We start from the raw sequence: 25,561 nt of genomic DNA on the forward strand, positions 1-25,561 counted from the left end.
ACAGGTGAGCGGAAGAAGATGTCAGGTCTGAAGAGCAGGCGGGGTCACGCGGGTTCGTCCTCTGTCCTCATGCGACGGGGCGACAGCAACCTACGGGAATGCGGACGGACGGCTCAACCGGTTTCGGCGGGGCGATCACGCGGCCGTGCTCGGACGGCCGGCCCGGCACAGCAGGCGTCATTCTGCCGGGCCATCCGGCGACTCCATGGCGTGGAGATCTCCCTCCCAAGGTTTGCAGAGGGACCAGCGTCCCAGCCTCGTCAATCCGAAATGGGCTGGTTCGCTGCGCGTAGGGCGCTCCAGGCGTCGGCCACTGGGCCCACATGGCGCAGCTTGTCGGGGTTGTTCACGGTGCGGATCGTCTGGATCCGGCCGTCGAGAATGTCGAGCGCCCACGTGCTGAGGACCTTGCCGTCCCGGTCGCGGACGATCGCGCCCGGCTGCCCGTTCACCTCCCGCTCTTCGAGCACGGCACCGGCCCGGACGAACCGCGAGACGGACCAGGCGAGCGCCTGCGCCACCTTCTCCAGCCCGATGATCTGGTCGCCGAGCTGCGGCGCCTTGCCGCCGGCGTCGCCGGCCATCCGGACGTCGGCGGCCAGGAGCTCACGCAGTCCGTCGACGTCCCCTTCCCGGAAGGCGTCCAGGAACCGTCCCGCGAGTTCCGTGCGCTCGGCCCGGTCGGCGGTGAAGCGGGTGCGGCCCGCATCCATGTGGCGGCGGGCCCGGACCGCGAGCTGGCGGCACGCGGCCTCGGAGCGTCCGACGGCCGATGCGACTTCGTCGAAGCCGAACCCGAACACGTCCCGCAGCACGAAGACCGCCCGTTCGAGCGGGCTGAGCCGTTCGAGCAGCAGGAGTGCCGCCATCGAGAGGGAGTCGGCCAGTTCCGCCGCGCGCTCCGGATCCTGGTAGGGGTCGGTCAGCAGCGGCTCAGGGAACCACGGCCCGGCGTACTGCTCCCGGCGCAGCCGCGCGGAACGCAGGACATCGATCGATATCCGGGTGACCACCGCCGAGAGGAAGGACTTGACGGACGAGGGCCGAGTCGGGGAGGTCGTGTACCGCAGCCAGGTCTCCTGGACCGTGTCCCGCTCCTCAGGGTGCTTCTGATGAACCCGTCTTCGAGACCCGAGACGAGACGGCCGCGCCCCCTGTGACACGCCGAGCGGAAAACCCTGCGAAACGACCCAGGTCAGTCCCCGGGGTTCAGTCGTCGGCGGCGGGGTCGTGTTCGTAGACGCTGATGTGGCGCCGGCTTTCGGACGTGTGCGGTTCGCCCCTCCAGCCGCCCCACCGCTCGCGCAGCCGGAGCCCTGCGAGGCGGGCCATCAGGTCGAACTCGGGCGGGTAAGCCAGGCGGAGCCTGATGGGGTCGAAGATGATTCCCGATGTGCTGATGCGGACATGGTTCTCGTCCAGGATCTGCGTAACGGGGTCGTACCGGCAGATGTCCAGGCCGACGCTCTCGGCGTCAATGTGCTCCGGATCGACGAACTGATGCCCGGGACGGGCCGGGGCGGTCGGGATGCGGCATTCGAGGACGAACACCCCGTCGTCGTCCAGATGGCGGGCGGCGTTCTGGAAGCACCGGACCTGGTCGTCCTGGCCGAGGATGTTGCCGATCGTGTTGAACACCAGGTAGACGAGCCCGTAGGTGCGCCCGGTCGTGACGCGGGACATGTCACCCATGGTCACGTCGATCCCGTCGCCGTCCGGCTTCTCGCGCATCCGGTCGACCATGTCCGGCGACTGTTCTATGCCGTCCACCCGCACGCCGGTGGCCCGTGTCAGCGGCAGTGCGATGCGGCCGGTGCCCACCGCGAACTCGAGCGCCGGGCGTCCGTTCGCGAGATCGGCGAGGAAGGCCACCGTCTGCTCCTCGTCGCCTCGGGTGTCCTCGGCGTCGTAGCGCCTGGACACCTCGTGGCCGAAGCTCGTCCTCGGGTCGAAGCCCTTCATGTGCGCTTCCTTCCGTTCGGTTCCGGAGGCAAGTGCACGCGGTGCGGGCTCGACGGCCAATGAATGTAGCCTGGGGCTTAATGATCAGCTTCGGGCTCGGGGTCGAGGACCTCGCGGACACCCGGTTCGCCCTGTCGCCCCTGACGGAGACGGTGCTCAGCCTGCGGGTGCTGCGGGAGCCCGGCCTGCAGGCGCTGCACCTGCCGTGGCGCAGGTCGGCGCTCGCCCGGCTCGACCCGCGCGACGTCCGCTCGCTGACGTCCCTGGTCGGCGCGAGGCTGGCCATGCCGGACTTCCTTGCGCCGCGCCCCGCGACCTTCGCGCCGGTGTTCGAGGACGAACTGTCCGTTGTCCGGCGGACGCCCCCGGAGATTGTGCGAAGGGACATGGAGGCCGCCCTCGTCCGGGACGCGCCCGCGGACGACGCGGCGGCCGCCGAGGTTCGCGACGCCGCGTGCGACCTGCTGCGACGCCACTGGCGGACGGCCGTCGAGCCGGTGTGGCCGCAGATGCGGCTGGTGCTGGAGGCCGATATGACCTACCGGGCGCGGCGGCTGGCCATGGGGGGCGCGCGGCTGCTGTTCGCCGACATGCACCCGAACCTGCGCTGGGAGGACGGGGTGCTCTACATCGACAAGATGATCGGGCGGCACCATGTGGCGGCGTCCGGGCGCGGGCTGCTCCTCATGCCGGCCGTGTTCGTCCACAAGCCCGCCCCGCCCGTCCACCCCGGCGAACCGCCGAGCCTGGCCTACCCCAGCCGCGGCGTGGCCACCCTGTGGACTCCGCCGCCGGCACCGGACGCGACCGCGCTCGCATCCCTGCTCGGCGCCCGCCGTGCGGCGCTGCTCGACATGCTCGGCGAACCGCTGCCGACGGTGGGGGTCGCCCGCCGCCTGAACGTCACGCCCAGCGCCGTCTCCCAGCATCTGCGGGTCCTCCACGCCGCGGGCCTGCTCACCCGGACCCGCGACGGGCGGCACGTCCTGTACCGGCGGAGCCCCCTCGGCGATCGGCTCACGGCCGGGTCCGCGGAGTGACGGGGCGCGCTTGGGAGGTCCTGGACGAGCGACTGGAGCGGCCCAGGGGACCTCACCGGTGCCCGAGGAGGCTGAGGGCGGCCAGGGAGACGGTGCCGACCAGCACGGTCGACAGGAGGCCGAGGAGGAGGCCGCGCCGTCCCGTCCGCAGCAGGGAGCGGACGCGGACGGACGTCCCCAGCCCGAACATCGCCGCCGCGAGCAGCACGGTCGAGACCTCCTTCGCGCCGGCCAGCACGAAGCCGGGTACGACGCCCGCGCTGCGCACCAGCAGCATCACCAGGAACCCGGCGACGAACAGCGGCATCACCGGCGGGCGCTTCCCGTCGGCGCCGCCAGCCCTGCGCTCGATGACGCCCATCCCCGCCACCATGGGTGCGAGCAGCACCACCCGCGTCAGCTTCACGACCACGGCGGTGCCGACCGCCGCCGCGCCGGCCGGGGACGCGGCGGCCACGACCTGCGCGACCTCGTGGACGCTCAGCCCCGCCCACATGCCGAGCGTCTCCGGCTCCAGCCCGAGCACATGGGCGCCGAGGAACGGGACGGCGGCGATCGCGGCACCGCCGTAGATCGTCACCAGCGTCACCGCGGTGGCGACGTCCTCCTTGCGGCTGCGGGCGACGCCGTCCATGGCCACGATCGCCGAGGCCCCGCAGATCGAGAACCCGGTGGCCACCATCAGCCCCAGACCGCGCGGCACGCCGATCAACCGTCCCAGCAGGAGCGTCCCTCCGAAGGCGACCACGACGGTGACCACGACCACCGCGAGCATGCCGGGCCCGAGCCGCAGCACCTCGGTGAGGCTGAGCTGGAGACCGAGAAGGACCACGCCGGCACGCAGGAAGGCCCGTGTCGCCCACCGCAGCCCGCACTCCGCCGCCGCCGGCAGCGCCCCGCCGATCAGCACCCCGAGGAGCACCGCGACGGTCAGCGCGCTCAGCGCCGGGACGAGCCGGTTGACCGCCATCGCCACGGCCGCGCCGACCGCCGCCACCGCGAGGCCCGGCGCCGCCCGCTCCCACCACGGCCTCGCCCGCTCGGGACGGACGGCTTCCAGAGTGCTCATGCGTCCGAGGCTTCCGCTCGCCCGGCACGCCCGGTACCGGCCGTTCCGGCCTCACGTCATAGCCTGGGGGCATGGCCCCTCACCCCGACGTCGACTCGCTGCGGCTGCTGGTCCTGGTCGCCGAGCGGGGCAGCCTGACGGCCGCCGCCGGGGAGCTGCGGATCAGCCAGCCGTCCGCGAGCAAGCGGCTGTCCCGGCTGGAACGCCGGCTCGGCGTCCGGCTCGTCGACCGGACCCGCCGCGGCTCGTCCCTCACCCCCGCCGGGACGCTGGTGACCGGCTGGGCCCAGCGCGTCCTGGACGCCCTGAACGCGCTCGCGGACGGCGTCGAGGCCCTCCGCGGCGAGCACACCGGCAACCTCACGGTCGCCGCCAGCCTCACCATCGCCGAGCACCTGCTGCCCGCCTGGATCGGGGAGCTGCGCCGCGCCGACCCCGACCTGCACGTGGGCATGCAGGTGACGAACTCCGCGCACGTCTGCGAGCTGGCGCGGCAGGGCGAGGTCGACATCGGCTTCATCGAGTCGCCGGGCCGCCCGAGCGGGCTCCGCTCCCGGACGGTCGCGCGTGACCGCCTCGTCCTCGTCGCGCCGCCCGGCCACCCCTGGACGCGCCGGAAGCGTCCCGTCCCGCCCGCCGAGGTCGCCGCGACCCCGCTGATCACCCGGGAGGCGGGCTCGGGCACCCGGCAGGCGGCCCGGCAGGCGATGGCCGCGCACGGCCTGGACCTCGCCCCGCCGCTGCTGGAGTTCGGCTCCAGCACGGCCGTCCGCAACGCCGTCGTCGCGGGCGCGGGACCGGCGCTGATCAGCGACCTCGTCGTGGCCGCCGACCTGGCCACCGGCGTCCTCGCCGGGATCGCGATCGACGGCGTGACGCTGGAACGTTCCCTGCGCGCCGTGTGGCGGACCGGCACCACCCCGTCCGGCCCCGCCGCCGCCCTCCTCACCCACGCCCACCGCACCTGAACACGACGGCCGACGCCGGTGACCGAGGTACCCCGCAGCCACGACCAGCGCCCGATCCGGTCGCCCCGCCCGGCCCGCCTCGGCGACTCCTCCCGCGATACGCCGTCAGTCTCTCCAGCCGGCCGGGTTCGAGCAGGACTCGCGGGTGATGCCGGAACCCGTATCCGGGAAGGCGCCGAACCGTTCCCGGTACAGATGCGCGAACAGGTAGCACATCTCCTCGCAGTCGGCGTCCAGGATGGCCGTGCGCGGGTCGGCGGCCACGGCGGTGTAGAAGTCGCGGCCGAGCGCCACGATGAAGCCGCGCGCGTATAGGAAACCGTCGTCGGAGCCGTCCGTCACGGCATGGACGTCGGAGCGGTCGATGTCGTGGAGCTTGCGCTCCAGCACCCGGTCGAGGTCGGTCAGCGTTTCGGCGGGCAGATCCCGGGCGAGCCGGCGGAGGTTGCCGATGAACTCGTCGAGCGCCTTCCCCACCACGGCGAAGGCGGGCAGCTCGTAGGCGTCCTCGTCGAGGTCGCGAGTGGCCAGGGCGCGGCGCGCCGCACCGGCCTCGGCGCCCAGCGGCGCCCACGCCGTCTCGATCAGATTCCAGAAACGCTCTTCGTCCACGGCGGGCCTCTCGTCTCGTCGGCGGCACCGGTCAGCCAACCAGCGACCCCTGACAGTTCGCGGTCCCACCGCGATGCCGGCGGCACGGTCTCCGTCCGCACGTCAGGAGATCTCGGTCTCGATCTGCTTGCGGAGGACCTTTCCGGTCGCGTTGCGGGGGAGCGGGTCGGTGGTGACGTGCCAGCGGGACGGGACCTTGAAGTAGGCGAGGCGCTCCTTCGCGAAGGCCGTCAGATCGTCGGCCGAGGGCGGGGCGCCGGCGGCGACGACGACCGCCGCGACCTCCTGCCCGAGGTCGGGGTGCGGAACGCCGACGACGATGCACTCGGAGATCCCCGGGTACTCGGCGATGGCGTTCTCGACCTCGATCGGGTAGACGTTCTCGCCGCCGCGGATGATCAGGTCGGAGCGGCGGGTGGTGAGCCGCAGCCGGCCGTTGTCGATCATGCCGATGTCGCCGGTGCGCAGCCACCGGTCCGGGTCGATGCTCGCGGCGGTGGCCTCCGGGTCCCGCCAGTAGCCGATCATGTTGTAGGCGCTGCGGGCGCACACCTCGCCCTCGGTGCCGTCCGGGACCGGCTTGCCCTCGGGGTCGCGGATCTCCACCTGGACGCCGAGGTTCGGGGCGCCGAGCGTCCCCGGCGCCTCCGCGAGGTCCATCGGGGTGGCGACGGAGATGGCCGTGCACGACTCGGTCAGCCCGTAGCTGTCGACGAGGGCGGCGCGCGCCGGCGGGAACACCGCCTGGAGCCGCTCCTTGAACGCGGGCGAGGATGGCGCGGAGGCCAGCGCGAACGCGGTCAGCGACGACAGGTCGTACTTCGCCAGATCACCGTGCTGCATCATGCGGTGCGCCATCGTGGGGACGGCGCCCCAGTTCGTGACCTTCTCCTTCTCGACCAGGCTCAGCACCTTGTCCACATCGAAGCCGCCGAGGTGCATGACCACGGCGGTGCCGGTGGCGAGGCGCGGGACGGCCAGGTTGTGCAGCGACGCGATGTGGAACAGCGGCAGCGCGAGCAGGTACCGGCGGGAGGAGGCGTCGATGCCGAACGCCCCCATGACGGCGTCGTTGTACCGGTGGTACTCGATCACCGAGGTCAGGTTCCGGTGCGAATGGACGGCGCCCTTCGGGCGGCCCGACGTGCCGCTCGTGTACAGGATGACCGCCGGGTCGTCCTCGGCGACGTCGGGGATGTCCAGCTCGGCGTCCGGGTAGCGGGCCATCAGGGACGGGACGTCCCTCTCGACCGTCAGCACGTCCTCGGCGGTCAGCGCGGCCCGCTTCTCGTCGGCGATCACGATCTTCGGGTCGGTGTGGCCGAGCGCGTACTCGACCTCGCGCGGCGTCCACCAGGCGTTGTAGCCGACCGCGACGGCGCCCGCGGCGATCGCCGCCCAGAAGGAGACGATCCATTCGGGGCTGTTCGCCGCGTTGATCGCGATGCGGTCGCCGGGCCGGACGCCGAGGTCGTCCCGCAGCGCCTTCGCCATCGACGCGACGGCGGCGGCGTGCGCGGCGAAGGTCAGCCGGCGGGACGCGGTGACGATGTAGTCGCGGTCGCCGTAGGACGCCGAACGGGCGAGCACCTCGCCGAGGCTGCGGGCGCGGTTGGCGAACACGGGCAGCCGCGCGCCGAGCACCTCGTCCTCCCGCAACTCGAACTCGCCGCCGGGACCGGTCAGTCTCGCGATCATCTCCATCGGACCCCTCCTCGCAACCGAGACGGCCCATTGTGGGCTGAGGGACACGCGCCCCACCAGGGCATTCCGGTGAGCGGGACGGTCACGGACCGTTCCATGCCGAACTCGTTCCCGCTGAGCGGGACTGGACCTTCTACGTGCGTCGGGTCACATCACCATGACCGCATCAGGACTGAGCAGCCCGGACTGACCAGGCACGACGCTGGTCGACCGGGATGGGCGCGCAAGCAGGACTGAGTAGGAGAGCCAATGGGAAGCCTCAGCGACAAGGTCGCGATCGTCACCGGAGCGGGGCAGGGCGTCGGGCAGGGCATAGCGCTCGCCCTGGCGTCCGAGGGCGCGGCGATCGCCGTGCTCGGCCGCACGGAGTCCAAGCTGGACACCACCTGCGAGCTGATCCGCGAGCGCGGCTCGCGGGCCGAGCCGTTCGGGTGCGACGTCGCGGACACCGAGGCGATCCCCGGCGTCGTGGAGCGGGTCGCCGAGGAGTTCGGCGGCATCGACATCCTCGTCAACAACGCCTACTCGGGTTCCTACGGCCCGCTGCTGGAGATGAGCGACAGGAAGTTCCAGAAGGGCTTCGTGACCGGCCCGTTCGCCGCGTTCGCGTTCATGAGGGCGTGCCACCCGCACCTGAAGGCGCGCGGCGGCGGCAGCATCATCAACCTGGTCACGTCCGCCATGGTCCGCTGGGACCCGGCCACGTACGGCGCCTACGCGGCCGCCAAGCAGGCCCTCCGGTCGCTGACCCGGACCGCCGCGGCCGAATGGGGCCCGGACGGTATCCGCGCCAACAACATCGCCCCGCACGCCCTGTCCCCGGGGCTGAAGTGGTGGGCGGAGAACAACCCCGAGGCGGCCGAAGAGTTCCGCAGGACGATCCCGCTCGGCTACATCGGCGACTGCGAGGACGACATCGGCAAGGCCGTGGTCGCGCTCGTCCAGCCGGCGATGCGCTACCTCACCGGGGCGACGATCCCGCTGGACGGCGGCCAGGCCAACTTCGGCTGACCACGTCCCACCCCGCCGGCCCGCTGGAACGGGCCGCGACAACAGACACGCGAACCACCTCGCCCGGCGTACCAGAGGGCCGCCGGGCGGGTCGCCCGCACCCCCGAGAACCCCGTCCCCCGCCTGCCCGAAAACACCACTTGCCGCCCCGGCGGCCGGTGAAAGGAGTACGACCGAATGAAGGTCGACAAGATCGGGCGCCTCGCCGCAGGCGCCCTCGCGGTGGCGCTCGTCACCGCGTCCTGTTCCAGCGAGCGTTCGGGTACGGACGGCGCCTCCGAGAGCGGCGGCTCGGGCGGTGCCGCCGCGGCCGGCAAGACGTTCGGGACGCTGCCGTCCCCGTGCGGCCCCGGCGATGCCAAGGGCAAGACCGACCAGGGCATCACCGACGACGCCATCACCATCGGCTTCGGCGACGACCGCGGCTTCTCCGCGGCGCCCGGCCTGTCCAAGGAGATGGGCGACGCCGTCGCCGCCATGATCGACTGGTGCAACCAGCAGGGCGGCATCAACGGACGCAAGATCAAGGGCAACCAGTACGACGCCGCCTACATGCAGTCCGCGAAGGTGATGCAGGAGTCCTGCAAGCAGGACTTCATGCTCGTCGGGCAGGGCTTCGCGATGGACGAGGCCGCCGAGCAGTACCGGGTGGCGTGCAAGCTGCCGACGGTCGCCGGCTTCACCGTCGGCCCGAACGCGGCGATGGGCCCGATGAAGTACGAGGCCGTCCCGTACCCGGTGGACATGATGAACATCGGCGGGCTCCGCCTCGCCGAGAAGCTGTTCCCCGACTTCAAGGACAAGACCGACCTCCTGCTGTCGACGTCCCCGGCCGTCAGCACCGGCACCAGCAAGATCGCCAGCGCCATGAAGGGCATCGGCATCAAGCCGCTGGAGTGCGGCGTGCGGCTGAACGACAAGGGCGAGAGCAGCTACATGCCGTTCGCCGAGAAGATCAAGAAGTGCGACGCGGGCTACCTGTGGTCGTCCGACTCGCCCGACCCCGGCCAGTTCAGCCTGCTGGAGTCGATCGAGCGGGTCGGCGCCAAGCCGAAGTACGTCTTCGAGGCGACCTGGTACAGCACGATGGTGGCCAAGTGGAACACCTCCGGCGCGGGTGACAACCTGCACGTCGGCATGATCTTCCAGCCGCTGGAGAACGCAGAGAAGGTCCCGGCGGTCAAGCAGTACATGGACCTGGTCAACGCCAAGCAGGGCAAGGTCGCGCTGCTCGGCATGCAGGCCACCTCGTCGTTCCTGCTGTGGGCGCAGTCCGCGCAGAAGTGCGGCTCGGACCTGACCCGGCAGTGCGTGATCAACGAGCTGGCGAAGGTGCACGAGTGGACGGGCGGCGGCCTGCACGCGCCGACCGACCCGGGCAACAACAAGCCGGCGTCGTGCTCGCTCATGGTGAAGCTCGACAAGACCAAGTACGAGCAGGTCATGCCGAAGAACCCCGGCGAGTTCGAGTGCGGCCCCGAGTTCGTCGTCAAGACGGACCCGAAGACCTGGGGCGCGAAGCTGAACGACGACCGGATCTCGACGAAGTTCCTGACCGGCGACGTCATCAAGCCCCAGTCCTCCTGATCCGACCCGCCGGAGGCGGTACCACATGGCGGTGAGCAAGTGACGACGTTCCTGACGTACACGATCCTGGGCCTCGTCCTGGGCTCGGTGTACTCCATCGCGGCCTCGGGGCTCGTACTCACGTACAACACCTCGGGAATCTTCAACTTCGCCCATGGCGCGCAGGCGATGTTCGGCACGTTCCTGTACTGGCACCTCACCGAGCGGTGGGGCTGGCCGGTGTGGCTCGCGCTGATCGTCGTCATCGGGCTGGTCGGTCCCGCGATGGGCGCCGCGCTGCACACCGCGATCATGAAGGGGCTGCGCGGCACCGCCGACGTCACGAAGATCATCGTGACGGTGGGGGTGCTGCTCGGCACCGTCTATCTGGCCCAGTGGATCTGGAATCCGGATGAGGCCCACACCGTGGACATGTTCTTCGGTGCGGGTGCGAAGATCACGGTCGCCGGCGTGGTGATCCGGTACCACGAGATCGTCTGCCTGGTCGCCGCCGTGGCGATCGCCGCCGGGCTGCGGGTGCTGTTCACCCGCAGCCGGGTCGGCGTGGTCATGCGCGGCTCGGTCGACGACCCCGACCTGCTGCGCCTCAACGGCCACGACCCCGAGCGCGCCGCGATGCTGTCGTGGGCGCTCGGCTCCACCCTCGCCGTCCTCGCCGGGGTGCTGATCGTGCCCATCAGCGGCGGCGGGCTCGACGCCAACATGCTGACGCTGCTGGTGATCGACGCGTTCGCGGCGGCGATGTTCGGCCGGCTGCGCAGCATCCCCCGCACGTTCGCCGGGGCGATGGTGCTCGGCCTGGCCGCCAACTACGTGCTCGCCTACCTGCCGTCGGCGGGCACGTTCACCGGCAACCTGCGCGTTTCGCTGCCGATGATCCTGCTGTTCGTGGTCCTGGTGGTGCTGCCCCAGGATCGGCTGCGCGGGGCCGCGGTCCGGACCCGCGAGCGGTACCGGGTGCCGACCGTCCGGGCCTCGGCCGCGTGGGGGCTCGTGCTCGTCGCGGTCGTGTACCTCTACAGCCTGCTGCTTTCGGACGGCGCGATCACCACGTTCTCGCTCGGCATGACGTTCGCGATCATTGCGCTGTCGCTGACCGTCCTCACCGGCTACGCGGGAGAACTGAATCTCGCGCCGCTGGCGTTCGGCGCGGTCGCCACCGTCGTGGCGTTCCACGCCGGGGTGGTCGGCACCGGCCTCGACGCGCGGATGAACGTCCAGGGCATCGTGCTGGGCATCGCGGCCGCGGCACTCGTCGGCGGGCTCGTCGCGCTGCCGGCGCTGCGCCTGCGCGGCCTCTACCTGGCCCTCGCGACGATGGCGTTCGGCGAGTTCCTGTCCAACATGGTGCTGCGCGACACCACCGAGCACGAGCTGTTCGGGATGAAGTTCACCCTGTTCCCGGACGGGTCGCTGGTCATCCCGCCGCTCAAGGCGGGCCCGCTCGACCTGCGGAACGGGACGGCGTCGCTGATGACCGCGACGGTCCTGTTCGCGCTGATCGCCGTCGGGCTCGCCGCCCTGCGCAACAGCGGGTACGGGCGGCGGCTCGCGGCGATGAAGGACAGCCCGGCGGCGTCGGCGATGCTCGGCCAGAACCTGGTCCGGCTGAAGCTGAGCGTCTTCATGATCTCCGCGGCGATCGCGGGGCTCGGCGGCGTGCTGATGTCGGCCGCGACCGGGACCGTCGCGCAGGAGAACTTCACGTTCATCGGCAGCCTCGCCCTGCTGATGCTCGTCGTCGTGGCGGGCATCGGCTACATCAGCGGAGCCCTGATCGGCGGGCTGATGGCGGGGGTCGGCTCGGCGGTCCTCGTGTCCACGTTCAGCGAGCTGGCGCTGGACAACGAGGGCATGGCCACCATCTACACCACGATCGGTCACCTCGTCATGGTCAGCACGGCGCTTCTCGGGATGGGCGTCGGCAGGAACCCGAGCGGTTTCCTGCACGACCTTTTCGAGGGCTACCGGGCGACGCGGAACGCCAAGCCCGTCCTGTACGGGGCGGGGGCGCTGGGCGCCGTCCTCTACCTGCTGGCCCTCACCGGTGTGATCGGGACGTGGACGTTCGCACTCGTCGCCCTGTGCACGGCCATGCTGCTGCCGGTCTTCGGCCGCATGTACCTGGACGAGGGGCGGCGCACCCGCCCGACACCGCTGGAGCTCGTCGGCGTGGACGAGCCCTACACCGACGAACTGCGCGCGCGACTCGACCGCGAACTCGGCCTGAAGGGAGGGGCCCGTGCCTGACAAGACGTCGCTGCTGGAGACCCGGGGCATCACCGTCCGGTTCGGCGGCAACACGGCCGTCAACGACGTCGGCCTCGCCATGGACGAGGGGCAGATCACCGGGCTGATCGGCCCGAACGGCGCCGGCAAGACCACCATGTTCAACACCATCACCGGACTGCAGAAGCCGGCGTCCGGCCAGGTACTCCTGGACGGCGAGGACATCACCAGGCTGTCCCCGGCCAAGCGCGCGCGGCGCGGCATGGCGCGGACCTTCCAGCGACTGGAGCTGTTCCTGTCGCTCTCGGTCCGCGACAACGTGCGCGTAGCGGGCGACATCCTGCGCAGCAACACCCGCAAGCGCTTCGACCTTGACGAGGAGACCGACAAGGTCCTCGAACGCACCGGGCTCACCGACATCGCCGACCGCGACGTGTCCGACATCCCGATCGGACGGGCCCGCGTCGTCGAGGTGGCGCGCGCGCTGATGACCTCACCGCGCGTCCTGCTGCTGGACGAGCCCGCGTCCGGCCAGACCGAACGCGAGACGGAGGCGTTCGCCGAGATGCTCACCGGCCTCGCCGGCGAGGGCCTCGCGATCTGCCTCGTCGAGCACGATCTGCCGCTCGTCATGAAGCTGTGCTCCACCATCCACGTCCTCGACTACGGCGCGCTCATCGCGTCCGGCACGCCGGCGGAGATCAAGGATTCGCCCGAGGTCATCGCCGCCTACATCGGGACTGAGGAGGCAGGCCATGAGTGAGGTCGTCCCGGAGCCGCGTGCCGCGGCCGACGACGCCGTGCCGGAGGCCGAGCCGCTGCTGGAGCTCGTGGACGTCCGCGCGGGCTACGGCGCGATCGAGGTCCTGCACGGCGTGGACCTCGCGCTGAGGCCCGGTTCGCTGCTGGCGCTGCTCGGCCCGAACGGCGGCGGGAAGTCGACCACGATGCGCGTCTGCGCGGGCCTGCACCCCCCGTCCGGCGGGGAGCTCCGGTTCGCGGGGCGCAAGGTGAACGGCATCTCCGCGCAGGACGCGGCCCGCCTCGGCGTCTGCTCGATCCCCGAGGGCCGCGGGATCTTCCCCAACCTGACGGTGCGGGAGAACCTGTGGGCCGCCACCGGCACCGGCGCCAGGCTGGCGGAGCTGGAGGAGAAGGCCTACGCCCGCTTCCCGATCCTCGGCGAGCGCCGCCACCAGCTGGCCGGCTCCCTGTCCGGCGGCGAGCAGCAGATGCTCGCGCTGTCGCGGGCGCTCGGCACCGACCCGGCGGTGCTGCTGCTCGACGAGCTGTCCATGGGCCTCGCGCCCATGATCGTCACCCGGATGTACGAGACGGTCGCCGAGCTGGTCGAGGGCGGCCTGTCGGTACTGGTCGCGGAGCAGTTCGCCCGCGCCGTCCTGCCGATCGCCGACACCGCCGCGCTCATGCTGCACGGGCGCGTGGTGGCGGCCGGCCCGCCCGACGAGATCGAAGACCGGCTGTCCAGCGACTACCTGGGAGGTTGACCCCATCATGCTCACCGAGGAACGGCGCCAGCAGTTCAAGGACGACGTGGCGAAGCAGAAGCTGAAGACCGACCAGTCCCGGTTCGACGGGGCGCTCCGCATTGTCGGCCTCGTCGCGATGGTCGCCGGCGTCGTGGGCGTCTTCGCCGCCTACAACGTCTCGCTCGCCAAGGACGACATGCGGGACGTGGGCTCGCTGCAGACGCTCGCCGTCGGGTTCCTGGCGCTGACCGTCCTCGGCGCGGCCCTGTACCTGGCCGCCGCCGTCACCCGCGTCCTGCGGCTGTGGCTGCTGCGCCAGCTCGTCGAGCAGCAGGCGCAGGCCGACCAGATCGCCGCCGCGCTGCGCAAGGACGCCTAGGGCGCGTCGACGCTCCCGGTCAGCGGGATGTCCGGAGTGCCCGGACATCCCGCTGATTAACGTCTAACCGGATGGAGGACTCTGCATGAACGACCCGACGCCCGACGTGTTCGCTCCCGCCAAGCTGGGGCCCGTCACGCTGCGGAACCGCATCGTCAAGGCCGCGACGTACGAGGGCCTGACCAAGGACGGCCAGGTCACCGACGCGCTGATCGACTTCCACGTCCGGCACGCGCGCGGCGGCGTCGGGATGACGACCGTCGCGTACTGCGCGGTCGCGCCGGAGGGGCGCACCGACCGCAGGCAGATCTACTGGCGGGACGAGGCGATGGCCGGCCTGCGCAAGCTGACCGACGCCGTGCACGCCGAGGGGGCGGCCGTCCAGGCGCAGATCGGGCACGCCGGCCCGGTCGCCAACCCCAAGAGCAACAAGCTGCCCGCGCTCGCGCCCAGCCGCCACTTCCACCTGACCACGCAGACCGTCGCGAGGGCCGCCACGCACGCGGACCTGGAGCGCGTCGTCGAGCAGCACGGCCAGGCCGGGAAGATGGCGATCGAGGCGGGTTTCGACTCGATCGAGATCCACATGGGGCACAACTACCTGACGAGCTCGTTCCTCAGCCCCAAGATCAACCACCGTGACGACGAGTACGGCGGCTCGCTGGAGAACCGCGCCCGGCTGGCGCGCGACATCGGCCGCGCCGTCCGCGACGCCGTCGGCGACCGCATCGCGGTCACCGCGAAGCTGAACATGGACGACGGCGTGCCCGGCGGGTTCTGGATCGACGAGGCGATCCAGGTCGCGCGGTGGCTGGAGGCCGACGGCTCCGTCGACGCCCTCCAGATGACCGCCGGGAGCTCCCTGCTCAACCCCATGTACCTGTTCAAGGGTGACGCGCCGCTGCACGAGTTCGCGGCCGTCATGAAGCAGCCGACCAAGCTCGGGATCAAGCTCGTCGGCAAGCACTTCCTGAAGTCCTACCCCTACGAGGACCTCTACCTGCTCAAGGACGCGCGGCAGATCCGCGCCGCGGTGAAGCTGCCGATGATCCTGCTCGGCGGCGTCACCGACAAGGCCGGCATGGACAGGGCCATGGGGGCGGGCTTCGAGTTCGTCGCGATGGCCCGCGCCCTGCTGCGCGAGCCCGACCTGATCAACCGGATCAAGGACGACCCCGCCACCGAGTCGCTGTGCATCCACTGCAACAAGTGCATGACCGCGATCTACGGCGGCACCCACTGCGTCCTGTCCACCGAGCCGGCCTGGGGAAGCCCGAGTGCGTGACGAGACGATCGCGGGGCTGCTGCTGGCTCGGCTGGGCGACGCCCGGCCCGGCCTGCGCAGCCGCGACCGGACGTGGACGTGGGACGAGGTCGTCCGGGAGAGCGCGGCGCGTGCGTCGCTGGCGCGTGAGCTGCGCCGGGAGGGGCCGTTCCACATCGGCGTGCTGCTGGAGAACGTCCCCGAGTACGTCCTGTGGCTGGGCGCGGCGGCGCTGAGCGGCGCGACGATCGTCGGCATCAACTCGACGCGGACCGGCGCCTACCTGGAGCAGGAGGTCCGGCACACCGACCTCCAGCTGCTGATCACCGATGAGGCCGGGGCGAAGCTGCTGGACGGTCTCGACATCGGCGTCCCGCGCGATCGTTTCCTGCTGATCGACTCCGCCGGGTACCCCGCGCTCGTCTCGTCCCACGCCTGCGAACCCGCGGCCGACGCGTCGGTCACCCCGGCGACGCAGATGCTGCTGCTGTTCACGTCAGGGACGACGGGGGCGTCCAAGGCGGCGCGCTGCTCGCAGGGGCGGCTCGCCGAGCTGGGCCGCAACAACAGCGCCAAGTACGACATCAAGCGCGACGACATCAGCTACTGCTCGATGCCGCTGTTCCACGGCAACGCGCTGATGGCGCTGTGGGCGCCGTCTCTGGCGGCCGGCGCGGCGGTGGCGCTGGCGCCGAAGTTCTCCGCGTCCGGGTTCCTGCCGGACGTCCGGTTCTACGGGGCGACGTTCTTCACCTACGTCGGCAAGGCGATCGGGTACGTCCTCGCCACCCCCGAGAAGCCGGACGACGGCGACAACACGCTCACGCACGGGTTCGGCACCGAGGCGTCCCCCGAGGACAAGGCCGAGTTCCTGCGCCGGTTCGGCGCGACCCTGGTCGAGGGCTACGGCTCCAGCGAGAGCGCCGGCATGATCAAGCGGGATCCGGCCGCGCCGCCGACCGCGTTCGGGCGCCCCGCCCACGACGGCGTCCGGATCGTGAACCCGGAGACGCGCGAGACGTGCGCACCCGCGATCCTGGACGAGCACGGACGCGTCACCAACGCCGAGGCCGCCGTCGGCGAGATCGTCGACGTGCACGGCGCCGCGAAGTTCGAGGGCTACTACAAGAACCCGGAGGCGGACGCCGAGCGGGTGCGGCACGGCTGGTACTGGACCGGCGACCTCGGCTATGTCGACGGCGACGGGTTCCTGTACTTCGCCGGCCGGTCCGGTGACTGGATCCGGGTCGACTCGGAGAACATCTCGGCGCTGCTCACCCAGAACGTCGTCCGGCGCCACCCGAGGATCGTGGACGCGGTCGCGTTCGGCGTCCCCGACCCGCGCTCCGGCGACCAGGTCATGGCGGCCATCGAGATCCCCGAGGGCGTCGAGTTCGGCGACCTGGACCTCGGGGCGTTCCTGGCCCGGCAGGACGACCTCGGCACCAAGGGTGCGCCCAGGTTCGTCCGCGTCTCGCACGCGCTGCCGACGACCGGTTCGGGCAAGCTCAAGAAGAAGGAGCTCCAGCTCGACGGCTGGCGCACCGGCGACCCCGTGTACTGGTGGCGGGGCCGGGGGACGCCCGAGTACGTCCTGATGACCGAGTCGGACAAGGCGGCGCTTCGCGCGGAGTTCGCCGCCGCCGGCCGCCGGCGCTTCCTCCCATGAACTGAGAAGGGGCAGGTATGGATCTGCGTGAGTCCGACGCGCATCGCGAGTTGCGCGCGGAACTGAGGGCGTACTTCGCGGGCCTGCTGCCCGAGGACGTGCGGCGCCGCGCCGGCGAGCAGGGCGTCGGCGGCGACCGGTTCCGCGAGATCGTCAAGATGCTCGGCAACGACGGCTGGCTCGGCTACGGCTGGCCGGAGGAGTACGGCGGCCAGGGCAGGTCGATCGCCGAGCAGTACGTGTTCTTCGACGAGGTGCAGCGGGCCGGGCTGCCGTTCCCGTTCGTGACGGTGAACACGGTCGGCCCGACGCTGATGCGCTTCGGGACGGACGAGCAGAAGAAGAAGTACCTCCCCGGCATCCTCTCGGGCGACATCGTGTTCGCGATCGGCTACACCGAGCCCGACGCCGGCACCGACCTCGCGTCGCTGCGGACCAGGGCCGTCCGGGACGGCGACGAGTTCGTCATCGACGGCAGCAAGGTGTTCACGAGCGGCGCCAACACCGCCGACCACATCTGGCTCGCGGCGAGGACCAACCCGGACGCGCCGAAGCACAAGGGCATCTCGATCCTGATCGTGCCGACCGACGCGGACGGGTTCTCCTGGAGCCCGATCCCGACGGTCGGCGGGATGGTCGTGACGTCGACGTACTACAACGGCCTCCGGGTGCCCGCGTCGTCGGTCGTCGGGGACGTCGACGGCGGCTGGAGCCTCATCACCACCCAGCTCAACCACGAGCGCATCGGCCTCGCCGCGCTCGGCGGCCGGATGATCCGGCTGTGGGAGGACGTCCGGGACTGGGCCCGCGAGAACGGCCTGATCGACCTGCCGTGGGTGCGCGCCGACCTCGCCCGCACGTACGCGCGGCTTGAGGCGATGCGGCTGATGAACTGGAAGATGACCATGGCCGTCGACGCCGGGACGCTGACGGGCGCGCAGGCCGGGGCGGCGAAGGCGTACGGGACGGAGACGCACATCTTCGTCCAGCGGACGCTGACCGGGGTGCTGGGGGCGGCCGGCCGGATCCGTCCCGAATCGCCGGGGGCGGTGCTGTACGGGCAGATCGAGCAGCTGTCCCGGCAGGGCATCGTCAACACGTTCGGCGGCGGCGTCAACGAGGTGCTGCGCGACATGGTCGCCGTCCAGGGATTGGGTCTGCCGAGGATGAAGCGGTCATGAGCGGCGACACGGTGACGAACGGCGACACGGTGACGAACGGCGACACGGTGACGAACGACTATGAGGACAGGCTCCAGGCGTGGGTCGGGCGTGAGCTGCTGACCCGCCGCTTCGGGCAGGACCCGGTGAACGTCCCCATGATCCGGCACTGGGTCGAGGCGATGGAGGACGGCAATCCCGTCTACCTGGACGAATCCGCCGCCCGCGAGGCCGGACGCGACGGCGTCGTGGCGCCCGCGTCGATGGTGCAGGCGTGGACGATGCGCGGCTACGCGGCGTCCGTCCGCCCGGACCCGGCGCCGACCGGTTCCGACGAGCTGACCGCGCTGCTCGCCGACGGCGGCTACACCTCCGTCGTCGCCACCGACTCGGAGTTCGCGTTCGAGCGCGAGCTGGTGCCGGGCGACCAGGTCAGCGTCGAGGAGGTCGTCGAGGCGATCTCCCCGGAGAAGAAGACCGGGCTCGGCGCGGGACGCTTCATCTCCACGGTCCGGACGTACCGGGACGCGTCCGGCGAGGTCGTCGCGACACAGCGCTGGCGGCTGCTGCGCTTCCGTCCCGCCGCGAAGCCGGAGCCCAGGCCGCTGCGGCCGCGCCCGCCGGTCAACCCCGACAACGCGTTCTGGTTCGAGGCGGCGCGCGAGCACAAGCTCGTCATCCAGCGGTGCGCCGAGTGCAAGTCGCTGCGGCACCCGCCCGGCCCGTGCTGCCCGCAGTGCGGCTCGTTCGAGTGGGACACCGTCGAGGCGCAGGGCGACGGCCACGTCTACAGCTACGTGATCGCCCACCACCCGCGCCACCCGGCGTTCGACTACCCGCTGGTCATCGCGGTGATCGAGCTCGCCGAGGGGACCCGGCTGATCAGCAACATGACCGGGGTCGAGCCCGCGGACGTCGAGGTCGGCATGCCCGTCGTCCTCGACTGGATCGACCCCGACCCCGACCTGTCCCTGCCGGCCTTCCGCCCGGCCCCGTCCCCGCCGGCGTCCCGCCCGGCGGGCGCAGACGTTGAGGAGCGCTGATGGACTTCACCCTGGGAGAGGAGCTGGAGGCCGTCCGGGACCTGGCCCGGCAGGTCTTCGCCGACCGGGCCGCGCAGGCGCGGATCAAGGCCGCGGAGGAGTCCCGGCACGGCTTCGACGAGAGCCTGTGGACGGAACTCGCGGAGACCGGCCTGCTCGGCGTCGCGCTGCCGGAGGCGGCCGGCGGGGCGGACCTCGGCATCGCCGGGCTCGCCGTCCTGCTGGAGGAGCAGGGGCGCACCGTCGCGCCCGTCCCGGTCTGGCCCGCCGTCGCGGCCGCGTTGACGCTCGCCTCGCACGGGTCGGGTGCGCAGCAGGAGATCGTGCCGTCCGTTCTGGACGGGTCGGCGCGGCTGACGGTCGCGCTGGAGGAGTTCGGGCCGTCCGACCCGGCGTCGCCGCGCTGCACCGCCGCGCGGGACGGGGACGGCTGGCTGCTGACCGGCACCAAGGCGGTCGTTCCCACGCCGTTCGGGACGAGCCACGTGCTCGTGTCGGCCTCGTCGGCCGACGGGCCCGGGCTGTTCCTGGTCGAGACGTCCGCCGGTTCCTGGGAGCGCGCCGAAACGACGAGCCGCGACGTCGCCGGGCACCTCACCCTCGACGGCGCCCCCGCGCAGGCCCTTGCTTCCGGCGCCCTGGACGCGCTGCTGCGGACGGTGCGCGTGTCGCTCGCCGCCGTCCAGGTCGGCGTGGCCGACGGCGCGCTGCGCATGGCCGCCGGCTACCTGGCCGGACGCGAGCAGTTCGGCCGGCCGCTCGCCACGTTCCAGGCCGCGCAGCACCAGCTCGCCGACTGCTACATCGAGATCGACGCGCTCCGCGTCTGCCTCTGGCACGCCGTCTCGCTGGTCGCCGCCGGGGAGGACGCCGAGACCGCCGTCCTCGTCGCCAAGTGGTGGTCGGACGAGGGCGGGCTGAACGTCGTCCACCGCGTCCAGCACCTGCACGGCGGCATCGGCGTGGACGTCGACTACCCGGTGCACCGCCACTTCCTGTGGGGCAAGCAGCTCGCCGGGACGCTCGGCGGCGCGTCGTACGACCTCGACCTGCTGGGAGCCGCGCTGTGAAGCGGTTCCAGGACGTGGCGGTGGGGGAGGAGCTCCCGGAGCTGAGCATCCCGCTGACCCGCACGATGATCGTCGCGACCGCGCTCGCGAGCCGCGACTACCAGGACGTCCACCACGACCCGGCGCTCGCCGTCGAGCGCGGCTCCAAGGACGTCTTCATGAACATCCTGACGACCAACGGGCTCGTCGAGCGGTACGTGACGGGCTGGGCCGGGCCCGCCGCCGTCGTGAAGGCCATCAAGATCCGGCTCGGCGCGCCCAACTACCCGGGCGACACCATGGTCCTGACCGGCACCGTCGCGGAGAAGCGGGACGGCGGCCGCGTCGAGATCAAGGTGCGCGGCGTGAACGAGATCGGCCCGCACGTGACCGGGACGGTCGTCGTCCAACTGCCCGTCGTTCCAGCGCAGGGGAGTGACGCATGAGCGTGCTGCCAGGGGCCGCCGCGATCGCCGGGATCGGCGCCACGGAGTTCTCCAAGGAGTCCGGCCGCAGCGAACTGCGGCTCGCCTGCGAGGCGGTGCTGGCCGCGATCACCGACGCCGGGCTGCAGCCGTCCGACGTGGACGGGATGGTGACGTTCACCGCCGACACCAGCTCCGAGATCCACATCGCCCGCAACCTCGGCATCGGCGAGCTGAAGTTCTTCTCCCGTGTCGGGCACGGCGGCGGCGCCGCCTGCGGCACCGTCCAGCAGGCGGCGATGGCCGTCGCGACCGGCGTCGCCGACGTCGTGGTCTGCTACCGGGCGTTCAACGAGCGGTCCGGGACGCGGTACGGCCTCGGCCAGGCGGACCGCCCGATGGACGTCAGCGCCGACAGCGCCGCGTACGCGTGGATGAACCCGTTCGGGCTGTCGACCCCCGCCCAGTGGGTCGCCATGTTCGCCCGCCGCTACATGCACGAGTACGGCGCGACCAGCGAGGACTTCGGCCGCATCGCCGTCGTCGACCGGGCGCACGCCGCGAAGAACCCGGCCGCGTGGTTCTACGGGCGTCCGATCACGCTGGCGGACCACCAGGCGTCCCGCTGGATCGCCGAGCCGCTCCGGCTGCTGGACTGCTGCCAGGAGAGCGACGGCGGCCAGGCTCTCGTGGTCGTCTCCGCCGAGCGCGCCCGCGACCTGCCGCACCGTCCGGCTCTGATCTGGGGTGCGGCGCAGGGGTCCGGCAACGACCAGCACATGATGACGAGCTACTACCGCTCCGAGATCACCGGCATCCCCGAAATGGGGCTGGTGGGACGGCAGCTGTACGCGCAGTCGCGGTTGACGCCGGCCGATGTGCAGGCCGCCATTCTGTACGACCACTTCACGCCGCTGGTGCTGCCTCAGCTTGAAGAGCTGGGCTTCTGCGCCAAGGGTGAGGCCAAGGACTTCGTCGCGGACGGCAATCTCGAACACGGCGGCCGGCTCCCGTTCAACACCCACGGCGGGCAGCTCGGGGAGGCGTACATCCACGGCATGAACGGAATCGCGGAAGCGGTGCGCCTGCTGCGCGGCACGTCGCCGAACCAGCCGGGGGACGTCCACAACGTGCTGGTCACCGCCGGGACCGGCGTCCCGACCAGCGGGCTCGTCCTGGGGGCGGACACGTGAGCGAGTGGCGCGGGCGGGACCTCGGCACCAGGACCGTCACCTACGACGAAACGCAGGCCATCCTTTATGCGCTCGCGGTCGGCGCTGACGCGTCCGACCTGGACCTGGTGTTCGAAGAGCGCCTTCGCGTCCTTCCCGCGTTCGCGCTGACGCTCGCCCAATGGGCGCCGGACGTGCTGGGTTCGGCCGGTGCTTTCGATGTGCGGACGGCCGTTCACGGGACGCAGCGTCTCCGCGTCCGGAATCCCCTTCCGCGCTCGGGTGCCGTGGAGATGGCGGCGCGCGTGGCCGAGGTCTGGGACAAGGGCTCGGCGGCGGTCTTCGACGTGGCGGTGGAAAGCGAGTACTTCGAAGCCACCTGGTCGATCTTCGCCCCGGGCTGCGGCGGCTTCGGCGGCGAGCGGGGCCCGTCCGCCCGCCGGCGTCCCGACGCCGCCCCCTCCGGAGCGCTGGCCGTGCGGACCGCCGCCAACCAGGCGGCCCTCTACCGCCTCCTCGGCGACCGCCACCACCTGCACATCGACCCGGGAGCGGCGAAGGCGGCCGGGATGCCGCGCCCCATCATGCACGGCCTGTGCACGCTGGCCGCCATCACGCTTCCGCTGGCCGCGTCGCTCGGCGCCCACCCGGCCGACCTGCAGGAGCTGGAAGGCCGCTTCGCCGCTCCGGTCTTTCCCGGCGACGGACTCCGTGTCGAGACCTGGAAGGACGACGCGGCGGTGCTCTTCGAGGCCGCGGCGGACGACCGGACGGTCATCTCAGCGGGGCGCGTCCGCTTCGCCTGACCGGCCGCCGGTGCGGCCCTTCTCACGATCGGCGCGCGTCCCGTCGGCGTCCAGAGTCATGTGCCGGCGCCGGCGGCCGGGACCGTTTCATCGGCCGGCGCACCGGCCGACCGGGTGCGCCGGGCCTTCCCGCCGGTGCCGAGCATGACGAGCAGCGAGGCCGCCGTGAGCGCGACCCCGAACCACACCACGCTCGTGACGCCCGAATGGTCGGCGAGCAGCCCGCCGAAGAGCGCTCCCAGCGCGATCGACGTGTTGTACGCCATCGTGTTGAGCGACATCGCGGCTTCGAACGTGTCGGGCGCGGCGGCGAGCGTCATGTTGACCTGGGACAGCTGGACGACGCCGAAGGACAGGCCCCAGAGCACCAGCGCGGCGATCGCGCCGGCCCGTCCGCCGCCGATCGCGAGCAGCAGCGACAGGGCGGCTACGAGACCCAGGCAGCCGACGATGTAGCTGCCCCGCAGGCTTCGGTTCACCGTGTACCCGGCGACGAAGTTCCCGACGGCGCCCCCGACGCCGAAGATGATCAGCACCACGGTGATGAAGGCGGATGAGGCGGACGCGTTCTCCTCCAGGAACGGCCGCACGAACGTGTAGGCCCCGAAGTGGCCGAGCACGAAGAGCACGACGATGATCAGCACCGAGCGGAGCGGCACGTTCCGCACCGGGAGCCCGAAGACCGCGCGGACCGAGACGGCGTTCTGCGAAGGCAGTGAGGGGACCGCGGCGGCGACCGTCAGGAGCACCAGCAGGCTGAGGCCGGCCCAGATGAGGAACGTGGCCCGCCAGCCGGTGAGGTCCTCCAGGACCGTCCCCAGCGGTATGCCCACCACCGTGGCGATCGAGATGCCGGACATCACGGTCGCGGCGGCCCGGCTCGCGTAGCGTTCCGGGACGAGGCGGACCGCCATGCTCACGCCGATGGCCCAGAACACTCCGCTGGCGAATCCCATGGTGAGCCGCGTCGCCAGGACCACCGGATAGTTCGGTGAGACGGCCGTGACCAGGTTCCCCAGCGCCAGTACGGCCAGCAGCGCGGACAGCAGCACGCGCCGGTTGACCCGCCGCGTCCACGCCACGATGAACGTGACGCCCAGTCCTGCCGAGACTCCGTACAGGGTGACCATCAGCGCGGCGACTCCCACGGAGATGTCCAGGCTCGTGCTCAGCGGGGTGAGCAGGCCGATGGGCATCAGCTCCGTCGTAAGGAAGACGAACAGGCTGGCGGTGATGGCCGCGACCCCCAGCCATCCGCGCAGCGGCGAGTGCGATGCTTCCTCGCGTTCGATCATCGGTCACCTTTCAACGTTGAAATGTTCAATGCTGATGACGGTAGGTCGGCTGATACCTTGATGTCAAACAGTTCAACGCTGAGGAGTCCGCGTGGCACGTGATGCCGTCGACGTCGTGCTGGAGCAGTGGGCCCGCGCCCGGCCGGACCTCGACGCGTCCCCGATGCGGGTCCTCGGCCGCCTCTCCCGGGTGACCCGGATCGCCGAGCGCGAACTGAAGAACCTCTTCAACGAGTTCGGGCTGGAGAGAGGCGAGTTCGACGTCCTCGCCACACTCAGGCGTGCCGCCCCGTCCGGCGGCATGACCGCGGGCATGCTGGCCCGCTCCTCGATGGTGACCTCGGGCGCCGTCACCAACCGGCTCGACCGGCTCGTCGCGAAGGGCTACGTCACGCGCGACCTCGACCCCGCCAACCGGCGGACCGTCATCGTCGCCCTCACCCCCGCCGGCCGCGAACTCATCGACCGCGCCGTAGCCGCCCACGTGGACAACGAGCGCCGCATCCTCGCCGCACTCGACCAAGGCCAGCAGGACGACCTCGCCGCGACCCTCCGCACCCTCCTACTGAGCCTCGGCGACGAAGCAACCTCCCCGACCGCTCCCTAGCCTCGCACGGTCCTTGCCCCTTGGAGGGTCCCGGGCTTGCCGGACGAACCGGGGGCGGTGTCCAAGCGGGGGAGGCGCGGCGCCCGCCGACGCCGGTGACGCCGCAGGTCATGCGGCATATGGCCGGGAACGTACGGCAGCATCCGACCAAGGGCGAGCCCACGCCTGGGCAATGCGTGACGTTTCTTCATATTTGCCGGAAATGTCACCGTCGCAGTGCCGCCGTTTCCGATCCCCCTCGGGGCGCCCCCCGCCCTGGCCGGGAACGGCCGCGGAAGGGCTCCCCCGATGCGACGCCTGCTTTTGTTCCTGCTACCGGCCGTCCTGGGCGCGGCGCTGATCGGCGTCCTGGACGCGCCGGCGTCCGCGACCCCGCCCAACATCCCGTCCGCCGCCACGGCCGCGAGCCGCCTGGCCGCCCTCACCGTCGCCGCCGAATCGCACGGCAGCACCTACGACCGCGACCTGTTCCCGCACTGGATCACCATCTCCGGTGCGTGCAACACCCGCGAGACCGTCCTCAAGCGGGACGGGACGAGCGTCGTCACCAACTCGTCCTGCGCCGCCACGTCCGGCCGCTGGTACTCGCCCTACGACGGCGCGACCTGGACCGCCGCGTCCGACCTGGACATCGACCACATGGTGCCGCTCGCCGAGGCGTGGGCGTCCGGCGCCTGGGCCTGGACGACCTCCCGCCGCCAGACCTACGCCAACGACCTCGGCGGCCCCGAGCTGTGGGCCGTCACCGACAACGTGAACCAGTCCAAGAGCGACAAGGACCCGGCGGAATGGCAGCCGCCGCGCAGCGCGTTCCGCTGCACCTACGCCCGTGCCTGGATCCAGGTGAAGTGGTACTACGGCCTCACCGTCGACAGCGCCGAAAAGAGCGCCCTCAACTCAATGCTCGCCACCTGCTGAGCCAGGCTCATACCGGACCACCAGTAGTCCGAGAGCGACCACGTATTGTCGGGACACGACATAAGGAAGCGCTCGGCTCTTCCATGGAACACCGGTAGTCCA

The 25,561-nt window shown here is 71.5% G+C and carries 24 protein-coding genes; 18 read left to right on the forward strand and 6 right to left on the reverse strand.

Translation table 11 applies throughout. The annotated features are described in order from the left end of the window. Positions 1 to 260: 260 nt before the first annotated feature. Positions 261 to 1,163: an RNA polymerase sigma factor SigJ gene (sigJ, locus tag AL2_RS18705; protein WP_083946654.1), complete on the reverse strand. Its 903-nt coding sequence runs from the start codon at positions 1,161 to 1,163 to the stop codon at positions 261 to 263. A gap of 46 nt (positions 1,164 to 1,209) precedes the next feature. Beyond that, positions 1,210 to 1,962 (reverse strand): class I SAM-dependent DNA methyltransferase, encoded by a 753-nt coding sequence (locus AL2_RS18710; protein WP_067635161.1) that lies wholly within the window; start codon positions 1,960 to 1,962, stop codon positions 1,210 to 1,212. A gap of 80 nt (positions 1,963 to 2,042) precedes the next feature. On the opposite strand from AL2_RS18710, the gene AL2_RS18715 reads away from it, so the two are divergent. Further along, the gene (locus AL2_RS18715; protein WP_067635162.1) at positions 2,043 to 3,002 is read left to right on the forward strand and encodes an ArsR/SmtB family transcription factor; all 960 of its coding nucleotides are present in this window, start codon (positions 2,043 to 2,045) and stop codon (positions 3,000 to 3,002) included. 52 nt (positions 3,003 to 3,054) lie between these two features. Here AL2_RS18715 and AL2_RS18720 read toward each other — a convergent pair whose 3' ends face one another. After that, on the reverse strand, positions 3,055 to 4,071 hold the full coding sequence (locus AL2_RS18720) for a YeiH family protein (RefSeq protein WP_067635163.1): 1,017 nt from the start codon (positions 4,069 to 4,071) through the stop codon (positions 3,055 to 3,057). A 71-nt stretch (positions 4,072 to 4,142) separates the two neighbouring features. Between AL2_RS18720 and AL2_RS18725 the strand changes: the two genes are divergently transcribed. After that, positions 4,143 to 5,039 carry a LysR family transcriptional regulator gene (locus AL2_RS18725; RefSeq protein WP_067635164.1) on the forward strand — a complete coding sequence of 299 codons (897 nt, stop codon included), beginning with the start codon at positions 4,143 to 4,145 and terminating at the stop codon, positions 5,037 to 5,039. A gap of 105 nt (positions 5,040 to 5,144) precedes the next feature. Here the strand turns inward: AL2_RS18725 and AL2_RS18730 are convergent, their stop codons facing one another. Next, on the reverse strand, positions 5,145 to 5,651 hold the full coding sequence (locus AL2_RS18730; protein ID WP_245666724.1) for a DUF4240 domain-containing protein: 507 nt from the start codon (positions 5,649 to 5,651) through the stop codon (positions 5,145 to 5,147). Between the two features lie 102 nt (positions 5,652 to 5,753). Next, positions 5,754 to 7,355, reverse strand: coding sequence for a steroid-24-oyl-CoA synthetase (gene casG / locus AL2_RS18735; RefSeq protein ID WP_067635166.1), 1,602 nt, complete (start codon positions 7,353 to 7,355; stop codon positions 5,754 to 5,756). A 249-nt stretch (positions 7,356 to 7,604) separates the two neighbouring features. On the opposite strand from casG, the gene AL2_RS18740 reads away from it, so the two are divergent. From AL2_RS18740 to AL2_RS18805, 14 genes are all read left to right on the forward strand, one after another. Next, positions 7,605 to 8,366, forward strand: a complete 762-nt coding sequence (locus tag AL2_RS18740; protein WP_067635167.1) for an SDR family NAD(P)-dependent oxidoreductase — start codon at positions 7,605 to 7,607, stop codon at positions 8,364 to 8,366. A 177-nt stretch (positions 8,367 to 8,543) separates the two neighbouring features. Then, positions 8,544 to 9,953: a type 1 periplasmic-binding domain-containing protein gene (locus AL2_RS18745; protein WP_067635168.1), complete on the forward strand. Its 1,410-nt coding sequence runs from the start codon at positions 8,544 to 8,546 to the stop codon at positions 9,951 to 9,953. 39 nt (positions 9,954 to 9,992) lie between these two features. Further along, complete coding sequence (locus AL2_RS18750; RefSeq protein ID WP_067635169.1) at positions 9,993 to 12,203, forward strand: branched-chain amino acid ABC transporter permease; 2,211 nt, start codon at positions 9,993 to 9,995, stop codon at positions 12,201 to 12,203. Further along, a complete protein-coding gene (locus tag AL2_RS18755; RefSeq protein WP_067635170.1) occupies positions 12,196 to 12,945 on the forward strand; it encodes an ABC transporter ATP-binding protein in 750 nt (249 codons plus the stop codon). Before AL2_RS18750 ends, AL2_RS18755 begins: the two co-directional genes overlap by 8 nt. Further along, on the forward strand, positions 12,938 to 13,690 hold the full coding sequence (locus AL2_RS18760; RefSeq protein WP_067635171.1) for an ABC transporter ATP-binding protein: 753 nt from the start codon (positions 12,938 to 12,940) through the stop codon (positions 13,688 to 13,690). The genes AL2_RS18755 and AL2_RS18760 overlap by 8 nt, the downstream gene beginning before the upstream one ends. Before the next feature lie 7 nt (positions 13,691 to 13,697). Further along, a complete protein-coding gene (locus AL2_RS18765; RefSeq protein ID WP_067635172.1) occupies positions 13,698 to 14,051 on the forward strand; it encodes a hypothetical protein in 354 nt (117 codons plus the stop codon). A gap of 85 nt (positions 14,052 to 14,136) precedes the next feature. Beyond that, on the forward strand, positions 14,137 to 15,336 hold the full coding sequence (locus tag AL2_RS18770) for an NADH:flavin oxidoreductase (RefSeq protein WP_067635173.1): 1,200 nt from the start codon (positions 14,137 to 14,139) through the stop codon (positions 15,334 to 15,336). Continuing rightward, positions 15,329 to 16,984, forward strand: coding sequence for a steroid-22-oyl-CoA synthetase (gene casI / locus AL2_RS18775; RefSeq protein ID WP_067635174.1), 1,656 nt, complete (start codon positions 15,329 to 15,331; stop codon positions 16,982 to 16,984). Before AL2_RS18770 ends, casI begins: the two co-directional genes overlap by 8 nt. Before the next feature lie 17 nt (positions 16,985 to 17,001). Further along, positions 17,002 to 18,165 (forward strand): acyl-CoA dehydrogenase family protein, encoded by a 1,164-nt coding sequence (locus AL2_RS18780; RefSeq protein ID WP_067635175.1) that lies wholly within the window; start codon positions 17,002 to 17,004, stop codon positions 18,163 to 18,165. Further along, entirely contained in the window at positions 18,162 to 19,187 is a 1,026-nt protein-coding gene (locus tag AL2_RS18785) for a bifunctional MaoC family dehydratase N-terminal/OB-fold nucleic acid binding domain-containing protein (RefSeq protein WP_067635176.1), read from the forward strand. The genes AL2_RS18780 and AL2_RS18785 overlap by 4 nt, the downstream gene beginning before the upstream one ends. Then, the gene (locus AL2_RS18790; protein WP_067635177.1) at positions 19,187 to 20,257 is read left to right on the forward strand and encodes an acyl-CoA dehydrogenase family protein; all 1,071 of its coding nucleotides are present in this window, start codon (positions 19,187 to 19,189) and stop codon (positions 20,255 to 20,257) included. Before AL2_RS18785 ends, AL2_RS18790 begins: the two co-directional genes overlap by 1 nt. Next, positions 20,254 to 20,682, forward strand: a complete 429-nt coding sequence (locus tag AL2_RS18795; protein ID WP_067635178.1) for a MaoC family dehydratase — start codon at positions 20,254 to 20,256, stop codon at positions 20,680 to 20,682. The genes AL2_RS18790 and AL2_RS18795 overlap by 4 nt, the downstream gene beginning before the upstream one ends. Then, positions 20,679 to 21,854 carry a lipid-transfer protein gene (locus AL2_RS18800; protein WP_067635179.1) on the forward strand — a complete coding sequence of 392 codons (1,176 nt, stop codon included), beginning with the start codon at positions 20,679 to 20,681 and terminating at the stop codon, positions 21,852 to 21,854. Before AL2_RS18795 ends, AL2_RS18800 begins: the two co-directional genes overlap by 4 nt. After that, entirely contained in the window at positions 21,851 to 22,639 is a 789-nt protein-coding gene (locus AL2_RS18805) for a MaoC/PaaZ C-terminal domain-containing protein (RefSeq protein ID WP_067635180.1), read from the forward strand. Before AL2_RS18800 ends, AL2_RS18805 begins: the two co-directional genes overlap by 4 nt. 56 nt (positions 22,640 to 22,695) lie before the next feature. Here the strand turns inward: AL2_RS18805 and AL2_RS18810 are convergent, their stop codons facing one another. Continuing rightward, entirely contained in the window at positions 22,696 to 23,934 is a 1,239-nt protein-coding gene (locus AL2_RS18810) for an MFS transporter (protein WP_067635181.1), read from the reverse strand. Positions 23,935 to 24,025: 91 nt separating this feature from the next. Between AL2_RS18810 and AL2_RS18815 the strand changes: the two genes are divergently transcribed. Both AL2_RS18815 and AL2_RS18820 read left to right on the forward strand, forming a co-directional pair. Beyond that, positions 24,026 to 24,541 carry a MarR family winged helix-turn-helix transcriptional regulator gene (locus tag AL2_RS18815; RefSeq protein ID WP_067635182.1) on the forward strand — a complete coding sequence of 172 codons (516 nt, stop codon included), beginning with the start codon at positions 24,026 to 24,028 and terminating at the stop codon, positions 24,539 to 24,541. Positions 24,542 to 24,829: 288 nt separating this feature from the next. After that, positions 24,830 to 25,459, forward strand: coding sequence for an HNH endonuclease family protein (locus AL2_RS18820; RefSeq protein ID WP_067635183.1), 630 nt, complete (start codon positions 24,830 to 24,832; stop codon positions 25,457 to 25,459). The last annotated feature ends 102 nt before the right edge of the window (positions 25,460 to 25,561 follow it).

Origin of the sequence: Actinomadura latina NBRC 106108 (genome assembly GCF_001552195.1) — a bacterium.
Classification (GTDB): domain Bacteria; phylum Actinomycetota; class Actinomycetes; order Streptosporangiales; family Streptosporangiaceae; genus Spirillospora; species Spirillospora latina.